Origin of the sequence: Streptomyces sp. NPDC000134, assembly GCF_042899225.1 — a bacterium.
Lineage (GTDB): Bacteria > Actinomycetota > Actinomycetes > Streptomycetales > Streptomycetaceae > Streptomyces.
In genome coordinates this window covers 100,883-114,566 of record NZ_JBIAZN010000021.1, presented here as the reverse complement: position 1 = coordinate 114,566, position 13,684 = coordinate 100,883, and the positions used below count along the sequence as shown (strand labels likewise).

Below are 13,684 nucleotides of genomic sequence, written 5' to 3'. Positions count from 1 at the left end.
GTTGATCTTTAGCTTCGGTCGCTACTGTGCGTCGCCATGGGCAAAGTGGTGCGCTTGTACTGGCGATACATGGTGACTGCGGCTTTGATCGTCGGATGGAGCCAGCAGTGGGCGTTGCCGATCATCGCGGCTCTGTCGGTCGCTGTCTCTGCCTACACGGCCTTCCAAGTGCCGGTCTGGTGTGGGGCGGTGAACCGCGACAAGAAGACGTACTGTCGCGAGAACGCCTATGGCGTGCTGATGGGATGCCACAGGCGGCAGCATCGGTGGCAGAAGATCAAGTTGATCGTCACCCGGAGCAAGGCCGGCGACTTCAGCCGCGCTGTGTTCCCAACGGCTAAGGAGAAGTGGAACGCTGCCTTGGGGCTCGGTGGGCTCCTGTCGGCTATCGCCGCCGTCGTTGCGACCGTGGCGATGGGCTGAGGCTCCCTTCGCGGAAGGCACGGCAGCGAGCGAAGGGCACGCAGGGGGCACGGGAAGGACGGTGGTGGTATGGCCAAGGCTCCTATACTCGTCTGACCTGCGACGGAACGAGCTGCCGCCAGAGTGGTGAAAGATCTTGAAAACCGTCGTGGCGGCGACGTCACCGTGGGTTCAAATCCCACACCCACCGCGGAGTTACGGCCCCTGACCGGGTAGAACGGTCGGGGGCCGTCGCCGTGGAGTCAGGGGCGGGGCAGGCCCCAGGTCTGGAGGGCGTAGGGGCGGCCCTTCTCCTCGCCGGTGATCAGGGGGACGTCGAGCAGGCGGAAGCCCGCCTTGGTGGCGACGGCGACGCTGGCGGTGTTCTCGGCCTCCAGTTCCAGGATCAGCCGCTCCGCGCCGAGTCGGTCGAAGGCGTACGCGGTCATCACCCGTACCGCCCGGACCGCGAGTCCCTGGCCGCGGTGCGCCGGGCCGACCGCGTAGCCGATCTCCATGGCGTCGGGGGCTCGCCGCAGCATCGCCTCGCCGAGCGGTGCGCCGCCGTCGACGGTGATGGCGAGCAGGATGGCCGTGCCGTCGGCCCTCAGCCGCCGGTCCCGGTCCAGCCGTGCGTGGGCGGCCGCCTCGTCGAAGGGGGAGACGATCGGGGTCCAGTACGCGATGTCGGGGTGGTCGAACAGGTCCGGCATCGCGGGCAGGTCGTCCTCCGTCCAGTCACGCAGGACGAGGCCCTCTCCTGAGAGCCTGATCCGCTCGGGGAAGGGTGACGACATGGGGCTGCTCACGGTGGACCTCCCTGGCATGTTCAGGACGGGGCAGGATAACCGGGGGCGGGTGGTGGCTGACCAGCGTTTTTCCGCGTTCGTCGCGCGGGGGAGGGCCGGCTCGCAGGTCACCTCGTCCCTTGGGTGCGTGGAGCCGTCGAGTGGTGGGGTCGTAGGGTGCGGCGGGTGGGGGAGGTGCTGGTGATGCCTCGTGAAGCGTTCGACGTGACCAGGAGGTAGCGGTGATCGGTCCGGCCGCCGTCGGGGGAGTGGCGCTGGTCGAGTTGGGGATGGCGCTGACTCCCGGGCCGAACATGATCCATCTCGCCTCCCGCGCGATCGCCCAGGGGCGCAGGGCCGGTCTGGTCGGTCTCGGTGGGACCGCCGTGGGGTTCGTGTGTTATCTGGTGGCCGCGGCGGCGGGGCTGCACGCGTTGTTCGCCGCCGTGCCGGTGGCCTTCCTGGTGGTCAAGCTCGCCGGGGCCGTCTATCTGGCCTGTCTCGCCTGGGGGATGCTCAGGCCCGGCGGCCGTTCGCCGTTCGCGCCGGCCTCGGACGTGGCTCCGGTCTCCGACGCCCGGCTGTTCTCGATGGGGCTGCTGACCAATCTGCTGAACCCCAAGATCGCTCTGGTGTACGCCGCCCTGCTGCCGCAGTTCCTCGACCCGCAGGCGGGCCCGGCGTGGGCGCAACTGCTCCAGCTCGGTGCGGTCCAGATCGTCGTGGGGGTCGCCGTGAACGCCCTCGTCGTGCTGAGCGCGGCACGGGTGTCGGGGTTCCTGGTCGCCCGGCCGCGTGCGATGACCGTCCAGCGGTACGCGGCGGGGGGCCTGCTGGGTGCCTTCGCGCTGCGGACCGCCCTGTCCCGTACCCCTGGTTCCGCCTGAGGGACTGAGGGATCTGAGGAGCTGAGGGGCGGAGGGAGGGGGCCTCTCGCTGGGCCCCCGTCCGTCACGGGCGGTGGCCCGTCATGCGGGCCGCCGAGGCGATGGTCGTGCGGGCCTCGTCTTCGGTCAGGCCGGTGTGGACGGCCGCGTCGATCAGGGCGTTCTTGAGGGCGGGGCCGATGCCGTCCTCGTAGGCGCGGCAGGCGGCCCAGAAGAGGCGGGTGTTGCGCTGGCCCTCGTGGGCGGCGAGGACGAACTGGTCGAGACCGCGGCCGTGTCCGCCGGTACCCGCCGGTGCCGGGCCCTGCGGTCGCGGCGCGGGCAGGAGCAGGCGCAGCAGAGCGGGCGGACAGGCGGCGGGCGGGAGATGGGCGGTGCCCGGCGCGGTGGTGTAGGCGCCGTGCCGGGTGACCGAGCCGGGGCCGACGAGGTAGCCGCCGGCGCCGCGGACGTCGATGCCGGGTGCGAGGCGGCCCGCGGAGTTGGGGACGACGACGTCGGGCGGGCCGGTGAGCCACAGGTGCCGTCCGCCGCTGGGGGTCAGGACGACCACCGTGGGCGGGATGGTGAACAGGTGGCGCAGGGCGAGTTCCCGCAGGGCGGTCGAGGAGTTCCGGTCCGGTTTGGTGTCCAGGTCGATGCCGATGAGGTGGTGCGGGGGCAGTCCGCAGGCGATGCCGTAGCCGGTGGCCCAGGGCGCGGCCGCGAACAGTTCCCGGATGCGGGCGGGGTCGGTGGCCGCGTCGTGGACCCCGTGGCCGAGGCGTCCGCACTCGCCGTGGCAGGGCCGGGGGACGGGGTCGTCGCGGTGCGGGGAGCGCAGGGCCGGCAGCTTGGTCGGGGAGAGGGGGATGACGGCCAGGCCGCGTTCGGCGGCTGACAGGGCGTGCGCGAGGGCCAGCGTCGTGGCCTGCCGGTCGTGGGTGGCCATGACTCCATAGTCGTACATATGTTCGAGAAAAGGAAGGGGGTGGTGTGCGGTACGCCGGGGCGGTCGGATCGGGGGTGGAGGTGGCGTAACGGTTCACCTCTTGTGGGGCTTGGGGTGTGGTGGTCCGGCATGTCCTGAGTGGGAGGCAAGAGATGCAAAAAGGTTTATCGACTTGTCCTCACGCTTGAGGGGGAATCGGTTCGTCCGGGGTGGTTCGCCGGGGCCGGGTGGGCAACTCTGATCACGCGACGTCGGAACACACCGAGGCGGGTGGCCAACTGCCTTGGGAAATGGCCTGGTTCAGGAATTCACGCGCGGCCGGCGGTGAGCCGGAGCGCAGCTTTCAGGAGGAAACATGGCAAGCATCCGTACCGTCCGTGTCATCGCCGCCGTCTCCGCCCTGCCCCTCGCCGCCGCCCTTTTCGTCGGCGTGGCCAGCGCGGACTCCGGCGCCCTCGCGGACAACGGATCGAGCGCGACCGCCTCGGAAGCCTTCGCCGGGATCGTCGGCAGCGGCGTCGGCGGGAACAACCACGGCAACTCGTCGACCACGCAGCAGCAGGCGGTCGGCTCCGGAGCCTCGAACCAGAGCAACACCGCGCAGGTCGACGGGTCCGCGTTCACGGCCATCAACCAGGGCAACGAGAACGTGGCCGTCAGCTTCTCGCCGCTGTGGTGAGCTGAGGGGGCGGTGACGGTGCCGGTGTCCGTGCCGGTCCCGGTGTCGATATCGGTGCCGGTGCCGGTCGGTGCCGGTGCCGTGCCGATGCCGACGTGGGGACACCGTCACCGGCCTCCCGCGGAGGGAAGTGCCTCAAGGGCTCCGGAAGTGCCCGAAGTTCCAAGTGCCCGCAGTTCCATGAGTTCCATGAGTCCCATGAGTTCCATCAGTTTCCCAGCCTCCTAGGTGTTGCTTCACGTCCGCGCGGCGGTACTCCGGTGCCGTCGCGCGGACGCTTCCGTGTCCCTGGGCGCGGCGGCGGCCGGGGTCCTGCCCGGCACGCCGACCGCAATCCCCCACACGGTGGCCGGAAGCCGCCGTTCCGAGGTCACCCCCAGGGGTGAACCCGCACTCCGCCTCCTCCCCTCGTCCACCTTCAGGAGGTGCAGTCGGCACCGGCCCTACAACCTGAGGGGGAGTCGGCTTCGGGACCTGCGGCCGATCCGGTGACGCGCCGCCGCTCCTAGCGTTGAGCCATGACCACACCCGTCTGCACCAGCGCTTCGAACGCCGCTACCGCAGCGACGCGGACCCTGCCGTACCCGTCGTTCGCGTCGTACGTCAAGGCCCGCCAGCCGGTGCTGCTGCGTACCGCCCGGTCGCTGACCGCCAACCCGAGCGACGCGGAAGACCTGCTGCAGACCGCGCTCGCCAAGACGTACGTCGCCTGGGAGCGGATCGAGGACCACCGGGCGCTGGACGGCTATGTGCGCCGGGCCCTGGTGAACACGCGGACCTCGCAGTGGCGCAAGCGCAAGGTCGACGAGTTCGCCTGCGAGGAGCTGCCCGAGCCGGAGCCCGTGCCCACCGGGGGCGACCCGGCGGAGCGGCAGGCACTGCACGACGCGATGTGGCGGGCGATCATGCGGCTGCCCGCGCGGCAGCGGGCGATGGTCGTGCTGCGGTACTACGAGGACCTCAGCGAGGTCCAGACGGCCGAAGTGCTCGACGTCTCCGTCGGCACCGTGAAGTCGGCGGTCTCCCGGGCCCTGGGCAAGCTCCGCGACGACCCTGAGCTGGGGTTCGTCCGGTAGGAGGGGCGAGGAGGACGGTTCCGCGGGGCGTGCTCCTCGGACTCATCCGGCTCCCCCCTCGGCCCCCAATCCCCCTCGGTCCCCAACCCCGCCTCGGGTCCTAGCTCCCTCGGCCCCCAGCCTCTTCTCGGGCCCCGGCCTCCCCGGCCCCAGCCCTTCCCCGGCCCCCGGCCTCCCCGGCCCCAGCCCTTCCCCGGGCCCCGGCCTCCCCGCCCCCCCGGGCTCCGCCGGGTGATCGATCATCCTTCCTAGTGACATACCACGCGGTATGTGCGCAGAATCAGCGCACCCCTTGCCGCCGCGTAGGCAATGTCGCCCCGGGAGGACACCGTGCTGAGCACGATGCAGGACGTACCGCTGCTGATTTCGAAGATCCTGACCCACGGGTCGACGGTCCACGGCACCTCCCGGGTGACCACTTGGACAGGTGAGGGCGAACCGCACCGCCGTACCTTCGCCGAGATCGGCGCCCGCGCGGCCCAGTTGGCGCACGCCCTGCGTGAGGACCTCGGGGTCGGCGACGACGAGCGGGTGGGAACGCTCGCCTGGAACAACGCCGAGCACGTGGAGGCGTACTTCGCGATCCCCTCCATGGGCGCGATCCTGCACACCCTCAATCTGCGGCTCCCGCCCGAGCAGATCGCCTGGATCGTGAACCACGCGGCCGACCGGGTCGTGATCGCCAACGGTTCCCTGCTGCCGCTGCTCGCCCCGCTGCTCCCGCACCTGAAGACGGTCGAGCACGTCGTCGTCACCGGGCCGGGCGACCGCTCCCTCCTCGACGGCGCCACCGCACAGGTGCACGAGTACGAGGACCTGATCGCCGGGAAGCCGACGACGTACGACTGGCCCGAGCTGGACGAGCGCTCGGCCGCCGCCATGTGCTACACCTCCGGCACGACCGGCGAGCCCAAGGGCGTGGTCTACAGCCACCGTTCCATCTACCTGCACTCCATGCAGGTCAACATGGCGCAGTCGATGGGCCTGACCGACCAGGACACCTCCCTGGTGGTCGTCCCCCAGTTCCATGTGAACGCGTGGGGCCTGCCGCACGCCACGTTCATGACCGGCGTCAACATGCTGATGCCGGACCGCTTCCTCCAGCCCGTCCCGCTCGCCGAGATGATCGAGTCGGAGCGGCCGACCCACGCCGCCGCCGTCCCCACCATCTGGCAGGGGCTGCTCGCCGAGCTGACCGCCCGCCCCCGCGACGTCGCCTCCCTCACCCAGGTGACCATCGGCGGCTCGGCCTGTCCGCCGTCGCTGATGGAGGCGTTCGACAAGCTCGGCATGCGGGTCTGCCACGCCTGGGGCATGACGGAGACGTCCCCGCTGGGCACGGTGGCCCGGCCGCCGGCGCACGCGGTCGGCACCGAGGCGGAGTTCGCCTACCGCCTCACCCAGGGCCGGTTCCCGGCGGGCGTCGAGGCCCGCCTCACCGGCCCGGACGGCGAGCGCCTGCCCTGGGACGGCGAGTCGGCCGGAGAGCTGGAGGTCCGCGGCCCGTGGATCGCCGGCGCGTACTACAACGGCCCCGCGGCCGAGCCGATCCGTCCCGCCGACAAGTTCAGCGAGGACAACTGGCTGAAGACGGGCGACGTGGGCACCATCTCCCCCGACGGCTACCTCACGCTCACCGACCGCGCCAAGGACGTCATCAAGTCCGGCGGCGAGTGGATCTCGTCCGTCGAACTGGAGAACGCGCTGATGGCCCACCCGGACGTCGCCGAGGCCGCCGTCGTCGCCGTCCCCGACGAGAAGTGGGGCGAGCGCCCGCTGGCCACGGTGGTCCTGCGCGAGGACGCCACCGCCGACTTCACCGCGCTGCGGGCCTTCCTCGCCGGGGAGGGCGGGATCGCCAAGTGGCAGCTCCCGGAACGCTGGACGGCCATCGAGGCGGTGCCGAAGACGAGCGTCGGCAAGTTCGACAAGAAGGTACTGCGACGGCGGTACGCGGCCGGCGAACTGGACGTCACCCGCCTCTGACCACCGCCGCGACGCCCCCGGGGGGAGGAGGAGGAACGGCCACGGTCTCGTACGGCCGGGCCGTTCCTCATGTACGGAGACCGGGACCGCCCCTCGTGTGGATCAGTGACCGCCCCCGTACGCCCGTCACCGCTTCCCCGTGCGACCGTCCCCGTTACGCCGTCACCGCTTCCGTACGACCGTCGCCGACCACCCCAGCACCAGCCACGCCCCCGCCACCGCGCAGACGCCGCCCCAGCCCCAGTGGCCAAAGGCGGGGCCCGCCAGGGCCGAGGCGAGCGCGCCGCCCGCGAAGCCGGCGACGACGTAGGCGGTGTTGGCGGTGGCCGGCGTGGAGGTCGTGGTGAGGGCGAGGGTCTGGTTGGCGACGTGCGAGGCGACCAGCGCCGCGTGCACCAGCACCGCCGCCGCGCACAGCGCCGCCATGACGTGCCCGCCCAGCCAGAACAGCGGCACGGAGACCACCGCGAGCAGATACGCCGACCGTACGACCTTGGCGGCACCGAACCGGTCCACCAGCCCGCCGGCCAGCGGCGCGACCACGCTCGCGGTCAGCCCGAACAGGCCGAACAGCCCGGCCGCCGCGGTCGACAGGCCGTACCCGTCACCGGTCAGCAGCAGCGCCAGCGAGGTCCATACGGCGCTCCAGGCGCCGTACATCCCGGCCTGGCGCACGCACGCGCGCCACAGGTCGGGCGAGTGCCGCACCACACCCGGCAGCGCGGCGAGCCCGGCGAACAGCGGTCCGCTGCGCCGCCGCCGCTCCGCCGGGAGGACGTAGGCGGTGGCCAGGCCCAGCAGCGCGGTCAGCACGGCCGCGCCCACGAACACCACCCGCCAGCCGTACGCCTGTCCGACCAGGCCGCCGACCACCCGGGCCGCGACGACGCCGGTGAACAGGCCGCCGATGACGGCCGCGACATGGCTGGCGCGGCGGTCGGCGGGGGCGCGTTCGGCGACCAGCGGGACGAGGAGCTGCGGGACGACGGTCGCGGCGGACGCGATCAGCACGGCGCCCGCGAGCGCGGCCGTACCGCCCGCCAGCGCGCCGGCGATCAGGGCCGCGGCGGCGACCAGGGCGAGGACGGCGACCAGGCGGCGCCGGTTGACGCTGTCGCCGAGCGGGGCGAAGAAGAGCAGGCCGGCCGCGTAGCCCAACTGCGCGACCGAGGCGAGCCAGGCCACCGCCGACGGGGTGGAACCGAAGTCGTGGGCGATGAGGGAGAGCAGCGGGGCCGCGAGGTAGATGTTGGCCGCGGTGACCGCGGTGCAGACGGTTATCAGGGGGAGGAAGAGCCGCGAGCGGAGGGAGCGGCCGGAACGGTTCTCCTGGTGGGGGCCACGGCTCTTCCCGTCGGGCGTGGTCCGGGTGGTTGCGGCTGGTGACGACATGGGCGGGCGGACTCCTTCGCGCACGCGAGCAACTAACTGGTTGGTTGGAAGAACGGCCAGTATCCTCGGCGCATTCCCGTATCGCCAACCAAATAGTTGGTTGCCTGGTCCGACTACCCTGGGCCCATGGCAGCAAGGGACCCCGAGGCCACCAAGGCACGCATCTTCGAGGCGGCCGTCGCGGAGTTCGCCGCGCACGGTGTCGCCGGTGCCCGCATCGACCGCATCGCGGCCGAGGCCAAGGCCAACAAACAGCTCATCTACGCCTATTACGGCAACAAGACGGAGCTGTTCGCGACCGTCCTGGAGAAGAAGATGCTCGACCTGGCCATCTCGGTCCCGGTCGACCCGGACGACGTCGAGGGCTGGGTCGACCGCCTCATGGACTACCACGCCGCCCACCCCGAACTCCTGCGCCTGCTCTTCTGGGAGGGCATGGAGTACGGCGTCGCCGAGCTGCCGCACGAGGCCGAACGCCACGCGCACTACGCCCGCAAGGTGGCCGCCGTCCGCGACGGCCAGGAACGCGGCGTGATCACCGACGCCATCCCGGCGCCCGACCTGCTCTTCCTGCTGGTCGCGATGACCAACTGGGCGATGGTGGTCCCCCAGATGAAACGCATACTGATCGGCGGCGACACCCCGGACGCCGACCGCCTGCGCGCCTCCATCAAGGAGGCGGCCCGCAGACTGATCGCGCGGCCCTAGCGCTCCTCACCTACCGTCGGCAGCTTTCCCCGAGTACTGCCCGCACCGCGGACAGCCCTCTGGCATTCTGCCCGCACCGCGGACAGCCCTCTGGCAGTACTGCCCGTACCGCCCGTACCGTCGCCGCGCGTACCGAACCGCTCCGCTAGTTCGTGCCGATGCGGGCGAGCAGCTCCACGATCCGGGACTGCACCTCGCCGCTGGTGGACCGCTCCGCCAGGAACAGCACGGTTTCCCCGGACGCCAGCCGCGGCAGGTCGGCCGCGTCGACGGCGGCGGTGTAGACGACCAGCGGGGTGCGGTTGAGCAGCCCGTTCGCCCGCAGCCAGTCCACGATCCCGGCCTGCCGCCGGTGCACCCGCAGCAGGTCCATCACGACCAGGTTGGGCCGGAACCGCCCGGCCAGCGCCACCGCGTCCGCGTCGCTCGCCGCCCGCGCCACCTGCATCCCGCGCCGCTCCAGCGTCGCCGTCAGCGCCAGCGCGATCTCGGCGTGCTCCTCGATCAGCAGCACCCGCGGCGGATGCTGCTCACTGTCCCGGGGCGCGAGCGCCTTCAGCAGGACGGCGGGGTCGGCGCCGTACGCCGCGTCCCGCGAGGCCTGCCCGAGCCCGGCCGTGACCAGCACCGGCACCTCGGCGGCGACCGCGGCCTGGCGCAGCGACTGGAGTGCCGTACGCGTGATCGGCCCGGTCAGCGGGTCCACGAACAGCGCCGCCGGGAACGCGGCGATCTGCGCGTCGACCTCCTCGCGCGAGTGCACGATCACCGGCCGGTAGCCGCGGTCGCTCAGCGCCTGCTGCGTACTGACGTCCGGCGCGGGCCACACCAGCAGCCGGCGCGGGTTGTCCAGCGGCTCCGGGGGCAGCTCGTCGTCCATCGGCTGCGGGCGCGGCGGGTCCGCGACCTCGACGGCCCCACCGGGACCGTCCAGCGGCTCCGGCCCCTCGGCGGCGTCCTTGTCCGGCGCCCCTATGGCGTACGAACGGCCGACGCCCTCGGTTCCCGGCGCCCGGCGCGCCGGTGCGGGCGGCTGCTCGGCCGACGGGTGCGGACGGGCCGCGCCAGCGGCCGGGTCGGGCGGCGTACCCAGCTTGCGGCGGCGGCCCGAGCCGCCCGGCTGATGCGGGGCGGGCGTCGCCGACTGCTGCGCCTGGGCGGCCTGCCGATTGAACGGCACTCCCTGTCCCAACGTCCGCACACTGATCGCCCGCCCCTGCGTGGAGTTCGGATCGACCGGCCCCGCCGCCTCGGCCGGCAGCGGCTGGGCGACGCGCGGGGCGTTCTCGGGCGGGAGGGGGGTGCCGTGACCGGGAGTGGCTTGGGGCACGGGTGCGGGGGTGTGCGGGGGTACGGGGGTCCCACCGCCCCTGGCGGCACCCGCGGCGGGCCAGGGCTGGGGGGAGGGGCCGGGGGCCGCGGGGGCCGACTGGGGGAGTTGCTGGGGGTGGGGCTGGGCCTGCGGTTGCGGCAGGGGTTGTCCGGCGGGGGCTGCCTGAGGGGGTACGGCGGCCTGAGCGGGTACGGCGGTGCGAGGCGAGGCACCGGCGTGGGGCGGTGCCCCGGCCTGGGAGGCGGCACCGGCCTGCGGCGAGGCACCGGCCTGGGACGCGGCACCGGGGGCACCGCCCTGCGGCGACGCGCTGACCCGCGGCGATGCGCCACCGTGCCCGGGTACGCCGCCCTGCGCGGCAGCAGCCGGGGCCTGGGCACCCGGCCCCGCCACGGCGGCACCCTGCGCCGGAACGCCCACCGGAACACCGGCCGCCCCCTGCGGCGGTACGACCCCGCCGGGCGCCCCCGGCCGCTGCCCGGCCGGCACAGGCGGCCGCACGGGCACGCCGGGCGCCACCGCCTGCACGGACGCCCCCGGAACCGGCGGCACCGACGGCATCGGCGCCCCCGCCTCGCCCGCCCGGCGACGGCGGCCCGTGGGCGCGCTGGTCGGGTGCGGCTGCGGAGGGGTGTGGTCGTCGGCCTGGTCGTGCGGGACGGCGTCGTGCCGACCGTCGCCGTGCGAACCGTGCGAGCCATGCGAACCGTCGTCGATCAGCGAGTCCGCGGCGGCAGCGGGCACGGGAATCCGCGCCACCCCCGCGCCACCGGCACCGGCCACTCCACCGGCACCGGCCACTCCACCGGCACCCGCCGTTCCAGCGGCACCGGCCGCACCACCGGCTCCCGCCTCCTCGGCAGGCCGGTCCGCGTCGGCCGGGGGAAGGGCGAACACCTGACGCGGAGCCGCCTCCTGCGTGGCGGCCCGCTCGGCCGCGGAGGCGAGGGCACGGCGGCGGCGCCCGGTCGGCTGGGACGCGTCGTCGGGACCGGACTCACCGGCCTGCGCGGGCAGCGCCGGCGGCAGCGCGTGCTGTTCCCCGGGCGCGTGCCGCGCACGCCGCCCGGCGGGCTCCGGCGCCCCCTGCGGAGCGACGGGCACGCCCTGCGGCGGTACGGTCCCGCCCAGACCCGTGCCGGACGCGGCCGTTCCCGCCGCGTGCTCGGCGGCGGTGAGGACGGCGCCCTCGGACACGCCGGCGCCCGGTGCCTCGTACATCCCCGAAGCCGGTGCCCCGGGTACGCCGGTGATCGCGTCGCCGACCACTCCGGTGACCGCCCCGCCGAGCACCTCGGGGGCCGCGCCCTCCGCGGGCCGCCCGCGCCGGCGTCCGGTTCCGCCGGACGCCTCGCCCGCCGTCGCCTCGGGGGCGGGCACCGCCTGCTCGGCGACCGGCGCCGGGTCCTGAGCGGCTGCCGCCCGACGCCTGCGCCGGCCGGTCGGCACGGCCGCCGGGTCCGTACCGGGACCGTCCGCCGGACCACCGCCGACCTCGCCCTCCAGGAAGGCGTCGACCGAGGCCCGCCGGGCCCGCCGCCGTCCGCCCCCGCCGGAGCCCTGCTCGCCCGCACCGCTCTCACCCGGAACCGGACCGTCACCTACAACCGGACCGTCACCCGAGACGGGACCCCCGACCCCGGCCCCGACCTCGAACTCGGCCTCGTCCCCGGCCCCCGCACCAGCCGGCAGTGCGGCCTGCCCCACCGGGCCGTGGCCGGGCTGGGCCGCCACGGCCCCCGCCCCTCCCCCGATCGGGACTTCGAGGACGTACGCGCTGCCGCTCATCCCCGGCACGTCGTGCGTCTGGAGTACGCCGCCGTGCGCCCGGACGATGCCGCGCACGATCGGTTCGTGCACCGGGTCGCCACCGGCGTACGGCCCGCGCACCTCGATCCGTACCACCTCGCCGCGCTGGGCGGCGGCGACCACGACGGTGTTGTCGAGGTATCCGCCCGCCGACACGGGCGTGTTGCCGGTCGCGTCGACCCCGGCCACGTCGGCGACGAGATGCGCGAGGGCGGTGGCGAGCAGCCGGGGGTCGACCTCGGCCTCGATGGGCGGCGCGTGCACGGCGAACTGCACCCGTCCCGGCCCGATCAGCTCCACGGCCCCGTCGACGCCGGCGGTGACGACGGCGTCGAGCATCACTTTGGTCCGCGTGACGCCCCCGCCCTCGGCGTCGAGCCGCTGGTAGCCGAGGACGTTGTCGATCAGGGTGGTGATCCGGGAGTAGCCGGCCGAGAGGTGGTGCAGCACCTGGTTGGCCTCGGGCCACAACTGCCCGGCGTCGTCGGCGGCCAGCGCGGCCAGTTCGCGGCGCAGTTCCTCCAGCGGTCCGCGCAGGGAGGCGCCGAGCAGGGTCAGCAACTGCTCGTGCCGGGCGGCGAGCGCCTCGTACCGGTCCTTCTCGCGCTCGCCGAGCGCGGCGTACCGCTCCTCGCCCGCGGCCAGTTCCTCCGCGTGCTGCTCGCGCAGTTCGGCCAGTTCGCCGGCGTGCCGCTGCCGCAGCGCGGTCAGTTCGGCGGCGTGCTCCGCGGCGAGCCGCTCCACCTCCTCGGCGTGCCGCTCGGCCGCGTCCTCCTTCTCCTTGACGACGGCGTCGTACGGCCGCCGGTCGGTGAAGGTCATCACGGCGCCGACGAGTTGGTCGCCGTCGCGGACGGGCGCGGTGGTCAGGTCCACCGGGAGCTGCTCGCCGCTCTTGGCGTACAGCACCTGCCCGCGCACCCGGTGCTTGCGCCCGGAGCGCAGGGTGTCGGCGAGCGGCGACTCGTCGTACGGGAACGGGGAGCCGTCGGCGCGCGAGTGCAGGACGAGGGTGTGCAGCTCGCGTCCGCCGAGGTCGCTGGCGCGGTAGCCCAGTATCTGGGCGGCGGCCGGGTTGACGAGGACGATCCGTCCGTCGGTGTCGGTGCCGACGACGCCCTCGGAAGCGGCCCGCAGGATCATCTCGGTCTGCCGCTGCGAGCGGGCCAGCTCGGCCTCGGTGTCGACGGTGCCGGAGAGGTCGCGGACGACGAGCATCAGCAGTTCGTCGCCGGTGTAGCCGTAGGTGTCGTAGCTCTGCTGGCCGGTCTGGAGGTTGGCGCTGGTGACCTCGACGGGGAACTCGCTGCCGTCGGTGCGCCGGGCGACCATCCGGGTGGGCTTGGTCCGCGCCCGGGGGTCGATGTGCTCGGGGCGGCGCATGGAGCCGGGGATCAGCTTGGAGTCGAACTCCGGCAGCAGATCGAGCAGCCCGCGCCCGACCAGGGCGGTGCCGGGCGTCTCGAAGGCTTCGAGCGCGATGGTGTTCGCGTTGACGACGGTCCCGTTGGCGTTCACCAGCACCAACGCGTCGGGCAGCGCGTCCAGTATGGCTGCGAGGCGAGCAGCGCCTCGGGATGGCCTGCTGCTCACGAGACGCCTTCCTCCCTGTTACCGCACCTTGCCGACCGCTCGGGCCATATTGCCAACCTGCCCGCGACGTGTCACGCGAGGGAGTCTAAGGGCTGGGGTG

10 protein-coding genes are annotated in these 13,684 nt (G+C 73.6%); 6 read left to right on the top strand and 4 right to left on the bottom strand.

Annotated elements, in window-relative coordinates:
- Positions 1–36: 36 nt before the first annotated feature.
- Positions 37–423, top strand: coding sequence for a hypothetical protein (locus tag ACFY32_RS27740; RefSeq protein ID WP_390675586.1), 387 nt, complete (start codon positions 37–39; stop codon positions 421–423).
- 242 nt (positions 424–665) lie between these two features.
- Here the strand turns inward: ACFY32_RS27740 and ACFY32_RS27735 are convergent, their stop codons facing one another.
- Positions 666–1,199, bottom strand: a complete 534-nt coding sequence (locus ACFY32_RS27735) for a GNAT family N-acetyltransferase (RefSeq protein WP_390675599.1) — start codon at positions 1,197–1,199, stop codon at positions 666–668.
- Between the two features lie 233 nt (positions 1,200–1,432).
- On the opposite strand from ACFY32_RS27735, the gene ACFY32_RS27730 reads away from it, so the two are divergent.
- Positions 1,433–2,077, top strand: a complete 645-nt coding sequence (locus ACFY32_RS27730) for a LysE family translocator (protein ID WP_390675585.1) — start codon at positions 1,433–1,435, stop codon at positions 2,075–2,077.
- 64 nt (positions 2,078–2,141) lie between these two features.
- On the opposite strand, the gene ACFY32_RS27725 is transcribed toward ACFY32_RS27730, so the two are convergent.
- Positions 2,142–3,008 (bottom strand): bifunctional DNA primase/polymerase, encoded by an 867-nt coding sequence (locus ACFY32_RS27725; RefSeq protein ID WP_390675584.1) that lies wholly within the window; start codon positions 3,006–3,008, stop codon positions 2,142–2,144.
- A gap of 355 nt (positions 3,009–3,363) precedes the next feature.
- Here ACFY32_RS27725 and ACFY32_RS27720 point away from each other — a divergent pair, with 355 nt between their 5' ends.
- The 3 genes from ACFY32_RS27720 (at position 3,364) to ACFY32_RS27710 (ending at position 6,749) form a co-directional block, all read left to right on the top strand.
- The gene (locus ACFY32_RS27720) at positions 3,364–3,687 is read left to right on the top strand and encodes a hypothetical protein (protein ID WP_359190632.1); all 324 of its coding nucleotides are present in this window, start codon (positions 3,364–3,366) and stop codon (positions 3,685–3,687) included.
- A gap of 518 nt (positions 3,688–4,205) precedes the next feature.
- Complete coding sequence (locus ACFY32_RS27715; RefSeq protein WP_390675583.1) at positions 4,206–4,763, top strand: SigE family RNA polymerase sigma factor; 558 nt, start codon at positions 4,206–4,208, stop codon at positions 4,761–4,763.
- A 309-nt stretch (positions 4,764–5,072) separates the two neighbouring features.
- Positions 5,073–6,749, top strand: a complete 1,677-nt coding sequence (locus tag ACFY32_RS27710; protein WP_390675582.1) for a long-chain fatty acid--CoA ligase — start codon at positions 5,073–5,075, stop codon at positions 6,747–6,749.
- 162 nt (positions 6,750–6,911) lie between these two features.
- On the opposite strand, the gene ACFY32_RS27705 is transcribed toward ACFY32_RS27710, so the two are convergent.
- Positions 6,912–8,141, bottom strand: coding sequence for an MFS transporter (locus tag ACFY32_RS27705; protein WP_390675581.1), 1,230 nt, complete (start codon positions 8,139–8,141; stop codon positions 6,912–6,914).
- A gap of 126 nt (positions 8,142–8,267) precedes the next feature.
- Here ACFY32_RS27705 and ACFY32_RS27700 point away from each other — a divergent pair, with 126 nt between their 5' ends.
- Entirely contained in the window at positions 8,268–8,849 is a 582-nt protein-coding gene (locus ACFY32_RS27700) for a TetR family transcriptional regulator (protein WP_359190641.1), read from the top strand.
- A 145-nt stretch (positions 8,850–8,994) separates the two neighbouring features.
- On the opposite strand, the gene ACFY32_RS27695 is transcribed toward ACFY32_RS27700, so the two are convergent.
- The gene (locus ACFY32_RS27695) at positions 8,995–13,584 is read right to left on the bottom strand and encodes a PAS domain-containing protein (protein WP_390675580.1); all 4,590 of its coding nucleotides are present in this window, start codon (positions 13,582–13,584) and stop codon (positions 8,995–8,997) included.
- Positions 13,585–13,684 lie beyond the last annotated feature (100 nt).

Coding starts and splice junctions, on each gene's coding strand:
- ACFY32_RS27710 (WP_390675582.1), top strand. CDS start 5,073: ATGTCGCCCCGGGAGGACACCGTGCTGAGCACGATGCAGGACGTACCG.
- ACFY32_RS27735 (WP_390675599.1), bottom strand. CDS start 1,199: ATGTCGTCACCCTTCCCCGAGCGGATCAGGCTCTCAGGAGAGGGCCTC.
- ACFY32_RS27715 (WP_390675583.1), top strand. CDS start 4,206: ATGACCACACCCGTCTGCACCAGCGCTTCGAACGCCGCTACCGCAGCG.
- ACFY32_RS27725 (WP_390675584.1), bottom strand. CDS start 3,008: ATGGCCACCCACGACCGGCAGGCCACGACGCTGGCCCTCGCGCACGCC.
- ACFY32_RS27740 (WP_390675586.1), top strand. CDS start 37: ATGGGCAAAGTGGTGCGCTTGTACTGGCGATACATGGTGACTGCGGCT.
- ACFY32_RS27705 (WP_390675581.1), bottom strand. CDS start 8,141: ATGTCGTCACCAGCCGCAACCACCCGGACCACGCCCGACGGGAAGAGC.
- ACFY32_RS27700 (WP_359190641.1), top strand. CDS start 8,268: ATGGCAGCAAGGGACCCCGAGGCCACCAAGGCACGCATCTTCGAGGCG.
- ACFY32_RS27720 (WP_359190632.1), top strand. CDS start 3,364: ATGGCAAGCATCCGTACCGTCCGTGTCATCGCCGCCGTCTCCGCCCTG.